The sequence below is a fragment of the bacterium genome (genome assembly GCA_008933615.1).
In the GTDB taxonomy this organism is placed as follows: Bacteria; CLD3; CLD3; order SB21; family SB21; genus SB21.
This window is the reverse complement of sequence record WBUR01000001.1, coordinates 85,845-100,803: the sequence shown is the minus strand read 5'-3', so window position 1 is coordinate 100,803 and position 14,959 is coordinate 85,845. Positions and strand designations below refer to the sequence as shown.

The following is a 14,959-nucleotide window of genomic DNA, read 5'->3' as shown; positions in this document are numbered from 1 at the left end:
AAAAGTGTCTTCCTGCAAAGACGCAAACTCGAACTGGCCGATCTGTATGAGGAACCGTTTACTAATCTTGGGATGAATTCTGTGGAGAAGTTATTCAGTGAGGGGGAGATAGGGGAACTTATCAAATTGACACATAAGTTGCTTGCGTAAATGAAAAATCGAGGTTGAAAATGTGGAAATCGATTTGTCAAAATTTCTATCTTGATCTCTGTAATTATTAATAGACCATAAAACATTGTAATTAACAATGCAATTTTTCCCAAATCCAAGTAATCCGCTATATTGGAAGATTCACCATTATCGACAAAGAGTTGATTTTACCTATCGAAGTTTGAGGTTGAATCTTACCAGGAAGGTCAAGTCATATTTTCAGCAATGGAACATGGGGAGTACAATCTGGTGGCACACATTTCCATCAATTGTGAAGTCGATTCTCTTAGTATTCGTGTTGCTAACTGTTGAGACCCTATGCAATGCAACATGGAACACTTATTATTGGGAGATTCCCACATTCATTCGGAACATAGTTGCATGGGTTCCTCGTATTGAATACTTGGGAGCAACTAATGACCGGATTGTTCAATTTCTTTCAACCGTGGCAGGCCTCTCAGGTGTTCTACTTGGGCTTTTCTTTGCTCTCTTAGGTACGGTTGCAAGTACAACCTATTCTAAAGCGCCAAGTGAGCTTCGTTCTCTATTAATGGATGAACCAATAATCGTCGCTTACGTCAGGCAAAGTACGTTTTTAGCAGCTATTTCAATACTTGTATTAGTTTCCATTAGCCTGAGATTCACACCACAAGCATTCATCATATTCTTCCTCACTTGGAATTCATTAAGACTCATTTTCTATCTTTTTCAAGCAGTCAAATTTGCCTTTGAGTTCTTCAATGTAGCTGTATTGACTCGTATTTTGATTAGAAAGATTGGGAAAGAGATTAGAAGCGTTACTTTGGAAAGCAAAAACTGGTTAGACCCATCCTTCCAAATTCATCACAGAAAACAAGTATCATTCTATCTCAGGTATTTATCTGATTCAGTTACTTTATCCGTAGATGTTTCTTCGATAAAAAAAACTGGCGGCCTAGAAATTGAAGAAATAATTTTAGGTTTGAGATACTATTTAGGACTTAAGGGAAGAATTCCGACTGATAGCAAGTGGTTCAGAGAAAAGCACGTCTTTACTCCCTTTTTGCCTTCAAATGATCCCGCCAAAGAAATTTCTGCTCGAACTTATGCATTTCCGGCACCTAAAGTAACAAAGGACATAATGTGGTTTGAGGTTGAAATATTGAATATACTTTTTCAGTATTTGGATCGAACTCTTGAAAAGAAGCGAATTGAAACATTTGTACAATTTGGAAACTACATGAAAATTGTCAGCGAGGACTGCGGGCAATCCGGAAATGTACGCGCCGGTAAGATTGTCTTACAGGGTTTATATAATGTAATGGAAAAATTGATTGATTCTGATCATCAAAGAAAGGAATTCTCATCTGATCTGTTGCAATCTCTGGATGTCTTTATATTGTGCTTAGAAAGTCTGGTATTGAAACTTCTTTTAAGAATTCAGAGCGCCACACCAGATGTATTTAATGGGCGTATTGTGCAACTGACTAAAAACAATGCTACTCCTTATGCGCTAGACTTTTTTGATGACTACATACCAGTCCTCGAACAACTTACTTCTTTTATTCAATTTGAAAGTAAAGTTGAGGGGAAAATTATAACGCCGAAATGGTATATTGTGCAATTAGCTACAGCGAAATATGTTGAAGTCGTGTCTGAATCGGTAAATGATGCTATAAAATGCCTATTTGCTTTTTCTGATAACATCAGGAATCTTCTTTCGGGTTCTGTTTTTGTCGCAGAGTCTTCTTTTGTCCGCCAACGTGTCTTGCATGTCTACTGGAAAATCAAAAGCCATTTGAAAACAATTAAATCACAAATGGAAGATTTCAAGAAGTTTAAAATTCAGGACGATGTTGTTTGGCCAGCAGATATATTTGATCAAATTATTATGGAAATCAATAGTAGATCGCGAAATACAATTGTAGAGATGAGTAAATCCTTATCTCCTCTCGTGAAATTGAATTTACCTGAGACCATTCCGGATCTTTTTGGGCAAGCTTATTTTAGCGTATCTCAAGAAGTGTTTGACAGAATGAGTAAGAACGACAGCGATTGCTTTGAGGATATTTTTAGGGCGTTTTTTGACGCTAGCATGGACTTTAAGGTAATTCTGCGTGAGTCTGGTAACCTACAATTCTACCGTCAAATACTTGTTTCTCAGCCAATAATTGAACTGTTAAGGTTAAGCGGGCTATGTTTTATTTATACAGATTTAATTGGAAATTCGACTTTTCGTGACAGTTGTATAAACACATGGGATAATTATCTTGCCAAAATTAGCGGTGGCTCAAATGAGGTCGAAACAAATGCATTGAAGACTATTTTCGAAGATTACCAGAATTGGAAAAATGATAACTCAATCAAGCCGAATTTTCAGGAAGATTATAGAAGGCAAATTATATTGGCACAAAAGCTTGATGAATTGGGGCTACTCAAAAAAGAATTCCAATATCCAAGAAGTATGCAATCTCAAAACAGTGATTGGAGCGAATTGATTCGAGCAGTTGCCTCTTTATTTCATTTTAATCATTTGATCATACATGATTTTTCTGATATCTTTGTAGAACTCTATTTGGGCTGTCGTCTTGCATCAAAGAACGTTATAGCAGTTGACTATGAAAACAGCTTTGTAAGAAAAATAATCGATCCATTGGAGTATGAAAACTAATTCAGATGATTATTTGCATAGTGCTACTGTGCATATGTTTCTGGAAGATTTCTCAAATGGGATAATTCCTTATGGGCATAGGCCATCTGGGACCTTTGTCGTTAAGCCTCGAAATGAGGCTTTCGAAAAAATTATGAGAGATGTTCTTCATTCAGAGCGCTATTCTCGTTATGGACTTCAAGATTCCATCATTGATTTCGCCAGAAAGGTTTCGTATTCACTCGTAAGATATGGCATTGCTATCTTTCGAATGATTTCATTTGGTGATGAACTAAAGTTAATTTATTTAGAAAATGGCAGAGTTCGTTTAAAACGGAATTCCGTTCATTATATTATGGATAATGGCACTGAAGAAGAATATAACATAAAGGAATGCGTAGTGTTTGATATGCCGCCTGAGGTTGGATCATATAAGAAGTATAATTCTTTTCTTAGGAATCTATCCTTTTTGAACACAGAACAAGTTGGTTCTATGGGATTATTGCAAATGCAAGGGCAACTCCAGCATTATGATTTCACTATGCACCAAATGATTCTTGAGGATGAGAGTTGGAAGCTTACGCGTTACATTGGTTACCATCACCGATCTTATTTGGGTTATCACAATCGAAGTTTTGAGTTTTATCGTTACTCTCGGTGTTTAAGATTTAAGAAAACACAGTTGCATGTCAGGAACCAAATTTATAGGTGTCTTCAAGAGATGTTTGTGAAGGCAGCGAATTTGACTGGAGTGAATTGCGAACTTGAAATGCAAACTGTCGATCCACTTAAAATTATTGACCATTTAGAAAATGAATGGAATAACGGAAGACTTTCGTTTAAATCTCTAATACGAATCTCATTAGAATTATAAGCCGAAATTAGGTTCACAAAGCATGACTTAAATAGTAAAGTAGATTCACTCTGGGACACCCTTCGACTGCTTCGCGCTCAACGTGACATCTTAACAATTTAAAGGATCATGTTAACAAATCCCGATCTTCGCTCAAAAATCGACTCCCTATGGGACAAATTCTGGTCCGGCGGAATTTCCAATCCGCTCACGGCCATTGAACAAATGTCGTATCTGATCTTTCTGAAAAGACTGGAAGACATGGACAATGCCCGCGCAGCCGCGGCGAAGCGCCGCGGGCAGGCCTTCACATCGCTCTTTTCTGATAAAGGTCGTGCTCCCAAGGATATAAAGAACTTTAGTTACAAAGACTGCAAATGGTCGCACTGGAGCCAATTGCCAGGCGATCAAATGCTGAAACATGTGCGCGATAAAGTGTTCGATTTCCTGCGGGAAGTGGGCGGGGAGGCGAGCACATTCACACAGCACATGGAAGACGCGGTGTTTGTCATTCCGAAAGCGTCGCTCTTGCAGGAAGCGGTCAAGATCATCGACGACATGCACATTTCGGAACAAAACGTGGACGTGCAGGGCGATCTGTATGAGTATTTGTTGAGCCAGCTCACCACCTCCGGCAAGAACGGCCAATTCCGCACACCTCGGCATATCATTCGCATGATCACGAAACTCGTCGATCCGAAGATCGATCAGCGCATCTGCGATCCGGCCTGCGGCACGGGCGGCTTTCTCGTCGCGGCATACGAACATATTCTCGAAGAAAACACGACCCCCGACCTGATCGAGCGCGACGAAGACGGCAAAGCGCATCACCTGATCGGCGATAAGATCGCGGATAAGAAGCTGATGCAATTTCTGAAAAGCCGCGCCCTGACCGGATACGATTTCGATTCCACGATGGTGCGTATCGGGGCGATGAACCTGATGCTGCACGGCATTGACAATCCCAGGTGCCTTTACACCGATACCATGTCGAAGGCTTTTACCGAAAAATCGGAATACGACGTCATCCTGGCCAATCCGCCATTCAAAGGCTCGATTGACAAAAGCGACATCAATGAACGTTTTACGACCGGCACGACCAAGACGGAACTGCTTTTTATCGAATTGATCTACGGCCTGCTGAAAAACGGCGGCAGGGCGGGCGTGATCGTGCCCGACGGCGTGCTATTCGGAACGAGTAACGCGCATGTGGCGATCCGTAAGATCGTCGTGGATCAATGCGGCCTGGAAGGGGTGATCTCCATGCCTTCGGGCGTATTCAAGCCGTATGCGGGCGTTTCCACGGCGGTGCTGATATTCCAGAAAGGCGGCACAACGAAAAACGTCTGGTTTTACGATATGGAAGCCGACGGCTTCTCTCTCGACGATAAACGCCAGCGCGTCGAGGCGAATGATATTCCCGACATCATCAAACAATGGGAAAAGAAGAAAGCATCTAAGAAATCGTTTCTCGTGCCGGTTACAGACATTCGTTCAAACAAATACGACCTTTCCATTTCACGATACAAAGAGATCGTGCACACGGAAATCGAATACGAAAAGCCGGATGTGATCATGAATAAGATTTTGGAATTGGAGAAGGGGATTGAGAAGGATGTGGAAGAAATTCGGGGGATGATGAAGTGAGTATTCAGAGTCTTTCAGATGCTTGTGAAATCATAATGGGGCAATCGCCCCCGTCAGATACTTATAATGATGATGGAGAAGGCTTACCGTTTTATCAGGGCAAAACAGACTTTGGGTCTCTTTATCCTGTTCCAAGAAAATGGTGCAACAAACCTCAGAAAATTGCTCAGCCAAATGACATTCTTATTTCTGTGCGTGCGCCTGTCGGCCCCACCAACTTGTGTAATTCTGAGGCCTGTATTGGACGAGGGCTCGCAGCAATTAGATCAAAATATGGAATTTCAGACAATAAGTATGTTCTTTTTTACTTAAGGAGTATTGCAGAGTTAATTGAATCAAAAGGAACTGGTTCAACATTTCAAGCTATTGGTCGCGAGACATTAAGCAATATCCAAATCCCACTTCCTCCTCTTCCCATCCAGAAGCGCATCGCCGCGATACTTGAGAAAGCTGACTCCGCCCGTGAAAAGCGCCGCCAAACAATCGAACTCACAGAAAAATTTCTTCAGTCCGCCTTCCTCGAAATGTTCGGCGACCCCGTTACGAATCCGAAGGGGTGGGAGAAATTACTATTATCCGAGGCTTCTGAGAAAATTACGGATGGTGAACATCTCAATCCACCACTTACAAAGGAAGGATTACATATTATTACTGCTACGGATGTTCGTGAATGGGGAATAGATTTTACGCGCAATCAATTTGTAAGCGCCGCTGATTTTGATAAATTCACAAGGAAATGCAAGCCGGAGAACGGCGATTTACTTGTCGTTAGCAGGGGAGCAACGATTGGCAGATGCACACGAGTTGGTAATACTAGACAGTTTTGCTTAATGGGTAGTGTAATTCTTGTGAAACCGAAAAAAGTCCGTTCTGAATTTCTTCAATATCTTTTTCGAAACAGTGGCTTTTTGCACAGGCTTGTAGCAGTGTCATCAGCATCAGCACAGCAAGCAATGTATATCAAGGATATAAGCAATTTACTGATTTATTGCCCACCTATCTCCTTACAACTAAAATTCGCCGCGCTGGTAGAGAAAGTTGAATCCATGCGCACGAAGCAGCGCACATCGGAGCAGGAATTGGAGAATTTGTTTCAGAGCCTGATGCAGAGAGCGTTTAAGGGGGAGTTGGTGTGAACTCTGACTAAAAGTGAGCGTAACTGAAAATTTAGAGGTCATGGCAAGCTCATAAACCGCAAAGGAGCTCAATTATCATTAATAGAGAACAGGAGTTTTTATGAGCAGTTGGTATTATCGATGCAGAAAGTGCGGATGTAAGTTCAAAAAACAAAAGAGTTCCGCAAACACTTTCATTCCATTCTGGGCGCTTGTAGATGGAGTAACGAATAAAGAATGTCCGTCTTGTGAATCGGATGAGACGGATATTATAAGTTATGAAGAATACAGTGGAGAGAAAAAATGATATTAAACTGAATTAATGAAATTGCCGCAGAATGTAATGTAAAGAGTATATTTGGAGATTTTTTGTGAATGATAGCATTAAACTGGTGCCAGCTAAAGCCTGGTGGCATCTTACTGTTGAAGAATTCAATAATAATATCTCCAAGCCGTTTCTAATCCCGATTGAACTACCTGAATCTGTTCAGGAACGTCTTAATTTTATCCATAAACTACTTCAGTTAGCTTACTTCGAAAATCAATTATTCGATGTTGCATACCGCGAAGCTTTGCTCACGTTTGAGTTGGCCCTCCATGCAAGGCACAAACAATTGATGGGAAATACTAAACGAAACATGACTTTGGAAAAACTGATCGATTGGGCCTTAGCGAAAAACCTTTTTGTTAAGGCAAAACATAATGTTCATGCGCTTCGCAAACTCAGAAATGGTTACTTTCATCCCGTGAATTTCCAGATGGCTTTAGGTCATATGAGTATTCAGGGTGTATACGGAATTGTGGATACTATTGTTGACCTCTATCATGATGAGGAAACTCATGTCCTGCGCATGAAGGAAGAAAAGCGTATTCGTGAAATGTTGGTACAGTATGAAAAGTCGGGAGTAGCTCTTGAGTCTAATGGCGAAAGAACGATTCTCTATAGAGCGGAATTAAGCGTCTTTGACAACCGCTTTGGCCGTTCCGTATACCATTTCATCTTTTGGCCGATATTTGATGCAAGATGGAATGCCGGTGATTCTGTTGACGAAGGCGAACCGATCACCATTGAGGTAGAATCAGTCAAGAAGAAGAGAACAGGTCTATGGTTAATAGGCGAGAAAGAAGTTGCTCTAACTAAGCTTCGAGGAAATGAGGCCAAAATATGGTCATTGTTCAAGAAAAACATTGAGGCCGAAGACATGAGCATGCCCCGCTATCTCGTTGAAATGATAATGGGGAAGATACGTTGGGAATCCAAAAGAAAAGTCTTGTGGCCAAATCAATTCACGGACTTGAAGTGATAAGTTCTAAGGGCTTTTATCAACTACAGACGACAGTTGGCTCAATTTTATGCATAAAGCCTTAAAACCTATGAGAAGGTTCGATATTGAATAAGAAGAGTCCACTAAATTCAAATTTCCCTCTAGTAGAGCCGCAACTTCATTATTTCCATTGGTTCGATACTTCTTATTTTCGTTGATCAACTTTTCAGATAATATCGAATCAAGAAACTTCTTCTTTATCGCCGCCGAAAATCTCTCATAATACAAATCCAGCCGCATCGTTTATAGCGTTCCGACGGGATCATGTTCTTGCCCCACATCTCATCTAAATTGTCCAAATCCTTTCTGCTTCCGTAATCTTCTTCTTTAAATCTATAATTGATACACTAGAGTCCATTTGCCGCCACTATTTTACTTAACAGTTTTTAGTTGTGTATCAAGTCCATAGGTGGGTGAATTAGCCATATTACATTGATCGTATGATTCTGTTAACCCACTATAAAATAACCTATTGGCAAAACGGCACGGATATTGAAACAAAAAGAAGGCAACAGTCAACATGTTTTAATAACCCTAACGGAGGAATTATGAAATCTCTCACAAGTCAAAAAGGCTTCACCTTAATGGAATTAGTTACGGTGATAGTAATCTTAGGAATTTTGGCGGCAGTAGCTGTTCCTAAGTATTTTGATCTGACGGATCAAGCCGAAGCCGGCGCTTGCAAATCGAATATGGGCGCTATCAAAGCGGCTGCAAGCATTGCTTATGCACAATCCGTTCTCACGACCGGCACAGCGGCATTCCCGGCCGATTTAGCCGCCATGGCTGCTTCATTTACCAGCGGCGCTGCTCCTACCTGCCCTTCTGCCGGTACCTATACCTATTCTTCGACGACGGGCCTCGTCACTTGTTCTGTTGCGGCTCATAATTAATCAGAAAAAAGGCTCTCATAACCAATGGGAGCCTTTTGTCACTTTTTCTACCGGGGAGTTCTGATATGTTTAACTCAAAAGAAAACGTCGAAGAGACCATGGTATTGAACGGGGGTATAGATATTGAATTATCATCGGCATTGGACAATACGTTTTCCCGATCGTCATCATCGAAAGAAAGTTTGAACCGCGAGTTAAAGAAAAAGATTCGAAAAAATATTTCTGATTGGAATTATATTGATTCTCTCATTAGCACGCTTATACCGGAACAATTAATCGAATTGGAAATTTTTTTATGGAACGAAGCCATTGAATTTGCCGAGGGCGCCTTGCAAAAAAAATTAGCGCGGGAATTCATCACCGCTCACATGGAGCCGACGGCGAATTATCATCGCCGTCAAATGTGCGGAGAGCCCCTTTCGGCATGCAGAGCCAATTATTGCCTACATTCCAATCCTGCGTGCGCGAGCCGCAAACTGAAAGAACAAATCCGGGCGATCACCAAAGTGTTTGATCGGCGCACGGAGCGTGAAATGGAGCATGACCGGGCATTGGAACATTTTCTCAAAAAATTAATCATAAAATTCGGCTTATTTTCCATAATTGTTACAACGGAAAATGGAATGCCTATTTCGGCCATTTCAGATTTGGAGCAGTCAGCAACAGGGAATCAGTCGGAGTTTGTCAGATTTTTTTACAAGCATCTGGAACGTTATATCAAAAATGAAAAATCATCCGGTTCCGTTTACTTTGATGTACCGCTTCAAGCGGTTTCTCAGAAAGTCTTCATTGGAGCTCAGATGCTGATCATTACCTTGGTAAGTATGAAGAGTAACAATCTGGATGTGGCGATGTTTCTCGCGGCCATGGGCGTTAATCGCATTTACGCAGAAAATGGAAAAGCACGAACGTAAAACAAAAGAGGAATAAAAGTGGAAACCTATCCCTATTTTATCATCGGACTGATCGGATTAATGATCGGAAGTTTTTTGAATGTTGTGATCTATCGCGTTCCGCTTGGCCAATCGTTGTGGTTCCCGGGTTCTCACTGCCCCGCGTGCGGCCATGCGATCCGATGGTATCATAATATTCCGCTGTGGGGCTATCTCATTCAGAAAGGCCGTTGCGAGCATTGTAGTACAAAGATTTCATTGGTCTATCCCTTGATAGAAATCGGGTCTGCGTTAATTCTGTGTTTTATGTATGGACAATTTGGTTACGGAATTCTGTTTTATAAAATATCTTTCGTTACTCTCATGATGCTCACGATCGCCCGTATTGATTATGAATATCACATCATTCCGGACCGAATTATCCTTTTCGGCTTTCCGTTCGCATTTCTTTTCACCGGATTAGAAGGGAAGTATCAACTTATAGATGGCGCCATCGGATTTTTAGCGGGCGGCTTAGGCATGTTTATCATTGCGATCATTGGACGACTGTTTTATAAAAAAGATGCTATGGGCGGGGGCGACATAAAACTCGCCGCATTGCTTGGCGTATTTCTGGGATGGAAAGTGTTGATCCTTACCCTGTTTGTTTCATTTCTGCTCATGACCGTGATAGGCTGGATTGGAATTGCGATCCGAAAGGTTCAACGCGGGAGTGAAATTCCAATGGCTCCGTTTATGATGGTATCCGTACTCCTATGCATTTTTTATGGACATGAGATGATTCACTGGTATTTTGATCTTGTTATCGGACACTAGATGCAGGAAAATTTAATATGGCAACCTTACAACTTCTCAGATCTATTAACGCGGTTATGGAAAACGAAACTTCTCCAACCATGATGGTACCAATGGAAAAATCATTCGAACATATGTCTTGCGAGCGCATGTCCGAGACGGATTCAATGCTGCACCGATTATGGAATAACGAATACGACACCGTCATTGAAAATGTCAGTGACGGTATTGTGTTGGTTGATCTCGTTGATCGAATTCGAGTATTGAATCAAAACGCATCAAAACTGCTGGGTTTTCACGGGGCCTTTGATGCGTCTTCGGAAATGACTTTGGGTGAGTTGACTCGTTCGTCAAAGATCGATCTTGAGGAACTCGTCAATCGGGTAAAACTTACTAAAAAAGGTCATCTAAAAGAAACGCTCTTTTTGAACAAACGAACCGTTGTGTGTGAAGTTGAAATAAAGATGCTCTATTTGGACCGCAATATTCCAATTGGAACTATGTGCCTGCTTCGCGACGTATCCAAACAATGGAACGAGGCTCATGAAAAAGCAGAGTTTTTGTCCATTGTGGCGCATGAATTGTTTAATCCGCTGACACCCATGAAAGAAGGCTTAGGGCTGATTTTGGAGGAGAGTATCGGCGTATTAAATCCTGTTCAGAAACAGTGTATTGGCGTCGTGTATGAAGAAGTGAATAGATTGTCGCGCCTAGTAAATGATCTGCTGGATATTAATCGGCTGGATGCCGGCAAAATCCGCATTCAACGTAGCGCAATTGATATTCATCCTTTAATTAAATCCGTCATTGCATCGAACGAAAAAAGAGCGGCTGAAAAAAACATCACCATATTTGAAAACATTCCGCACCCTATCTTTGATTTATATGCCGACCAGGACCGTATGAAACAGGTGCTGATTAATCTACTCGATAATGCCGTAAAATATTCTCCGACTTCAAGTTCTGTCGAAATCGGCGCTATATCAAAAACCGGAAGTATTGAAATTACCGTTACCGATCGGGGTTTTGGAATTTCCAAATCCGATATTAAGAAATTATTTCAAAGATTTGCACAGCTCAATTACCCGGAACACATCGAGAATCGGGAAAAGGGGAGCGGGCTTGGCTTAAGTATTGTGAAAGAAATTATCAAATTGCATCATGGAAAAATAAAAGTTCAAAGTGAGTATGGCCGGGGCAGTAGATTTACTATAACACTTCCAAAACGTAAAAAGGCGCGTCATCATGAAAACTCATAAAATTATGGTCGTTGACGATTATCCCAACATGGTAGAGATGCTCAGCCTACGCCTTAAATCGGCCGGATTTGATGTTTTGGCAAGTTTCGACGGCATTGATGCTTTGCAGAAAGCCCGGACCCATAATCCGGATCTGATCTTACTCGATGTACTTCTACCGAAATTAGACGGCTTTAAGATTTGCCGTTTGCTGAAATTTGATGAAAAGTACAGGCATATTCCGGTTATCATGCTGACGTCCCGTGCACGCGAAATTGACCGTGTTACCGGATTAGAAATGGGCGCGGACGCATACATGTATAAACCGTATGATTCGGGTGCGCTTATGAAGAAGATATATGAATTATTAAAGATCATTCAACCTGAAGTGTCGGTTCCTCAAAAGCATCAGGTCTTTGCCGCCGATGCCGTATAAATCTAAGATAGGACCCTATGCAAGCACAGCCTAAATTAGGCGAGTTACTTCTAGCCAATAAACTTGTGACGGAAGCGCAATTGTCCGAGATACTCTCCCACCAGTTGAAAAATGGAAAAAAACTCGGAAAGATCATTGCGGAAAAAAAAATGGTCAAAGATTCCGATCTGCTCCAGATTCTTTCCGATCATCTTGCCTTACCTACTATTGATCTTGCCACATTTGAATACGATCCGCTCGTTGTCGGATTACTGCCGGAGTCATTCCTGAGAAGTAAACAAATTTTTCCACTCTTCAAGATCGGGGATGAACTCACTGTTGCCATGGTCGATCCACGAAATTTAGAAGCCATCGATGAATTACGATCACAAACGAAGTTGAATATTTCTCCGATGCTCTGCTCCGAGCAAGATCTTCAGGAAACGTTTAACAGGGTGTTCAAGGGTTCATCTGAAGCGTATCAAAACGAGGTGCGTGATGCGGTCAAGGACTATCAACTTGACATTGAGATGGTCTCAATTGAGGAAAAAGCTCAGTCCCGCGAGGAAATGGAAGAAGCGGCCCAGGACACACCCATCATTCGCCTTTCGAATGTCATTATCTCGGCTGCTTTTAAGGAAGGTGCGAGCGACATTCACATTGAACCTGAAGACAAAAATTTATTGGTGCGTTTTCGCATCGACGGAATCATGAAAGAGTCGTTTGTGCTTGACAAACATTTACAATCGGCGCTGTTGTCGCGATTCAAGATCATGTCGGGATTGGATATAGCGGAAAAAAGATTACCCCAGGACGGAAGGTTTCAAACGCGAATAGGGAACCGAACCATTGATTTTCGAATCTCGTCGTTTCCAACGATTAACGGCGAGAATATTGTTATGAGAATTTTGGATAAGGGATCGGTTCTGGTCGGCATGCAGGATCTAGGGTTTGATAAAAATACGATGATGTTTTTCGAAGAACTGATCCGCCGCCCAAACGGTATCATCCTGGTGACCGGGCCGACTGGAAGCGGCAAAACTACCACGCTGTATTCTGCGTTAAGTTCAATCAATTCTGTGGACAAGAACATCATTACTGTAGAGGATCCGATTGAATACCGGTTGGATCTGATCCGTCAATGCCAGATCAATTCGAAGATAGGATTAACCTTTGCCGCCGGCTTAAGGTCGATTTTGCGCCAAGATCCTGATGTGATTATGGTCGGTGAAATTCGCGATAAAGAAACCGCGCATATAGCCGTTGAATCGGCGCTGACGGGACATCTCGTATTTTCGACGCTTCATACTAACGATGCGCCCAGCGCTATTAATCGGTTGACCGATATGGGCATTGAGCCTTTTTTGACTGCGTCAGCAGTATCCGGCGTTCTGGCTCAACGGTTGGTTAGAAAATTATGTCCAAAGTGCAAAGAAAAATTTACTCCGGATGATAGTTTATTGAAATCCGTGAATATCAAAACCAGCGTATCGCAATCGTTCTACCGAACGAAGGGCTGTTCACATTGTAATAATAAAGGGTACAAAGGACGCCTTGCCATTTACGAATTACTCATGGTCAATGAAGACATTAAGAAATTGACCATGGAGCGCGCCTCTTCAGGCAAAATAAAAGAAGCCGCAATCGAAAACGGGATGCGAACCTTGAGACAAGACGGTATTTCCAAAGTATTGCAGGGTTTGACTACCGTCGAAGAGGTTTTACGCGTTACTACGATAGATTAGAGGAGAATGTCATGTCACAATTCAATTTTCGGGCGATCAATAATGCAGGACAGGTCGTGGTCGACGTCATCGACGCTCCAAATATCGGATTCGTAACAGAACACCTTGACAGGTTGAATTATCTGCCTTTGCAGATCACAGAAAAGAAAGCGGGGCTTTTTTCAGGTAAGTTAAAAAAGAAAAAAGTAGACCCAAAAGAAGTCATTGTTTTTACAAAACAATTTGCGACGCTTTTCAAGGCGGGCGTCCCCTTGGTGTCGTGCCTCGCGGCGTTGGAAGAGCAAGCCGGTTCGGAAACGATGAAAGAAATTTTGAAACAGGTCTCGGCCGATATTCAAAGCGGAAAGCCTTTGTGCGATGCATTGCGTCCACATTCTGGTGCTTTTTCCGATCTCTACGTTGACATGATTCGTGTCGGCGAAGCAGGCGGAGTATTGGAAGAAGTCTTGGAACGCCTGGTTTCCTTTTTGGCTCATGATCTTGAGATCAGAACAAATATTAAAAAAGCGACTCGCTATCCCATTATCGTTCTTTTTGGCATTTCCGTTGCCTTCGTCGTATTGATTCTAGCCGTCGTACCGAAATTCGTCAGCATTTTTCAAAAAATGAAAGTGGAATTACCGCTACCGACGCGGATCTTGATTGGAATTAACACGGCCATCACGGAATATTGGATGATTGTTATTCCCGCTTTGACGATGCTATATTTTGGAGTTCGTGCATTTGTTAAAACTCCTGCGGGTAAGAGATTCTGGGACGAGCGAAAACTTCATCTGCCCGTTTTCGGGATACTCAATGTCAAAACCTACATTTCGCGTTTTGCGAAAACATTTGAAACCCTGAACCGAAGCGGTTTGCCGATCTTACAAACGCTGACGATCATTGCGCAGACCATCGGAAATATTATCGTTGCGGACGAGATCTACAAGGCTATCAACGGAGTGAAAGACGGGCAGGGGCTGGCGCAGCCGTTAAAAAAAAGCGTGATCTTTCCGCCCATCGTTGTGCAGATGATTTCCATCGGGGAGAAGTCGGGCGCCCTCGACAGCATGATGGAAAACATTGCCGAATATTATGATGCCGAAGTTGATTATACTGTAAAAAATCTAACTACGCTGATCGAACCTATGATCACAGTGCTGTTGGGCGGTCTGGTCTTATTTATTGCCCTGTCTATATTCCTGCCGATGTGGGATATGATGGGCCACATGGGGAAGAAATGATATGGCGGCAAAGAATTCAATATGTTCAAGCGAACGAG

Annotated in this window: 13 protein-coding genes; all 13 read left to right on the top strand. The window is 42.1% G+C overall.

Features of this window, described 5'->3' with window-relative positions:
• The first annotated feature begins 553 nt into the window (after positions 1-553).
• The 13 genes from F9K33_00375 to F9K33_00315 all read left to right on the top strand — a co-directional run bounded on the left by F9K33_00375 (position 554) and on the right by F9K33_00315 (position 14,921).
• On the top strand, positions 554-2,800 hold the full coding sequence (locus tag F9K33_00375; protein ID KAB2881547.1) for a hypothetical protein: 2,247 nt from the start codon (positions 554-556) through the stop codon (positions 2,798-2,800).
• Positions 2,790-3,653 carry a hypothetical protein gene (locus F9K33_00370; protein KAB2881546.1) on the top strand — a complete coding sequence of 288 codons (864 nt, stop codon included), beginning with the start codon at positions 2,790-2,792 and terminating at the stop codon, positions 3,651-3,653. The genes F9K33_00375 and F9K33_00370 overlap by 11 nt, the downstream gene beginning before the upstream one ends.
• Positions 3,654-3,761: 108 nt before the next feature.
• Positions 3,762-5,279, top strand: a complete 1,518-nt coding sequence (locus tag F9K33_00365) for an SAM-dependent DNA methyltransferase (GenBank protein ID KAB2881545.1) — start codon at positions 3,762-3,764, stop codon at positions 5,277-5,279.
• Positions 5,276-6,415 (top strand): restriction endonuclease subunit S, encoded by a 1,140-nt coding sequence (locus tag F9K33_00360; protein KAB2881544.1) that lies wholly within the window; start codon positions 5,276-5,278, stop codon positions 6,413-6,415. The genes F9K33_00365 and F9K33_00360 overlap by 4 nt, the downstream gene beginning before the upstream one ends.
• Positions 6,416-6,515: 100 nt before the next feature.
• A complete protein-coding gene (locus tag F9K33_00355) occupies positions 6,516-6,701 on the top strand; it encodes a hypothetical protein (GenBank protein ID KAB2881543.1) in 186 nt (61 codons plus the stop codon).
• A 64-nt stretch (positions 6,702-6,765) separates the two neighbouring features.
• Entirely contained in the window at positions 6,766-7,698 is a 933-nt protein-coding gene (locus F9K33_00350; protein ID KAB2881542.1) for a hypothetical protein, read from the top strand.
• Between the two features lie 569 nt (positions 7,699-8,267).
• The gene (locus F9K33_00345) at positions 8,268-8,612 is read left to right on the top strand and encodes a prepilin-type N-terminal cleavage/methylation domain-containing protein (GenBank protein ID KAB2881541.1); all 345 of its coding nucleotides are present in this window, start codon (positions 8,268-8,270) and stop codon (positions 8,610-8,612) included.
• A 65-nt stretch (positions 8,613-8,677) separates the two neighbouring features.
• Positions 8,678-9,526 carry a hypothetical protein gene (locus F9K33_00340; protein ID KAB2881540.1) on the top strand — a complete coding sequence of 283 codons (849 nt, stop codon included), beginning with the start codon at positions 8,678-8,680 and terminating at the stop codon, positions 9,524-9,526.
• An 18-nt stretch (positions 9,527-9,544) separates the two neighbouring features.
• The gene (locus F9K33_00335) at positions 9,545-10,321 is read left to right on the top strand and encodes a prepilin peptidase (protein KAB2881539.1); all 777 of its coding nucleotides are present in this window, start codon (positions 9,545-9,547) and stop codon (positions 10,319-10,321) included.
• Positions 10,322-10,338: 17 nt separating this feature from the next.
• Positions 10,339-11,559 carry a cell wall metabolism sensor histidine kinase WalK gene (locus F9K33_00330; protein KAB2881538.1) on the top strand — a complete coding sequence of 407 codons (1,221 nt, stop codon included), beginning with the start codon at positions 10,339-10,341 and terminating at the stop codon, positions 11,557-11,559.
• Positions 11,546-11,974, top strand: a complete 429-nt coding sequence (locus F9K33_00325) for a response regulator (protein ID KAB2881537.1) — start codon at positions 11,546-11,548, stop codon at positions 11,972-11,974. The genes F9K33_00330 and F9K33_00325 overlap by 14 nt, the downstream gene beginning before the upstream one ends.
• Before the next feature lie 17 nt (positions 11,975-11,991).
• Positions 11,992-13,698 (top strand): type II secretion system protein GspE, encoded by a 1,707-nt coding sequence (gene gspE / locus F9K33_00320; protein ID KAB2881536.1) that lies wholly within the window; start codon positions 11,992-11,994, stop codon positions 13,696-13,698.
• An 11-nt stretch (positions 13,699-13,709) separates the two neighbouring features.
• The gene (locus tag F9K33_00315; GenBank protein ID KAB2881535.1) at positions 13,710-14,921 is read left to right on the top strand and encodes a type II secretion system F family protein; all 1,212 of its coding nucleotides are present in this window, start codon (positions 13,710-13,712) and stop codon (positions 14,919-14,921) included.
• Positions 14,922-14,959 lie beyond the last annotated feature (38 nt).

Bases quoted from the DNA above. Each gene is read 5' to 3' on its own strand.
- F9K33_00330 (KAB2881538.1), top strand. From the start codon at position 10,339: ATGGCAACCTTACAACTTCTCAGATCTATTAACGCGGTTATGGAAAAC.
- F9K33_00345 (KAB2881541.1), top strand. From the start codon at position 8,268: ATGAAATCTCTCACAAGTCAAAAAGGCTTCACCTTAATGGAATTAGTT.
- F9K33_00325 (KAB2881537.1), top strand. From the start codon at position 11,546: ATGAAAACTCATAAAATTATGGTCGTTGACGATTATCCCAACATGGTA.
- F9K33_00365 (KAB2881545.1), top strand. From the start codon at position 3,762: ATGTTAACAAATCCCGATCTTCGCTCAAAAATCGACTCCCTATGGGAC.
- gspE (KAB2881536.1), top strand. From the start codon at position 11,992: ATGCAAGCACAGCCTAAATTAGGCGAGTTACTTCTAGCCAATAAACTT.
- F9K33_00355 (KAB2881543.1), top strand. From the start codon at position 6,516: ATGAGCAGTTGGTATTATCGATGCAGAAAGTGCGGATGTAAGTTCAAA.
- F9K33_00370 (KAB2881546.1), top strand. From the start codon at position 2,790: ATGAAAACTAATTCAGATGATTATTTGCATAGTGCTACTGTGCATATG.
- F9K33_00315 (KAB2881535.1), top strand. From the start codon at position 13,710: ATGTCACAATTCAATTTTCGGGCGATCAATAATGCAGGACAGGTCGTG.
- F9K33_00340 (KAB2881540.1), top strand. From the start codon at position 8,678: ATGTTTAACTCAAAAGAAAACGTCGAAGAGACCATGGTATTGAACGGG.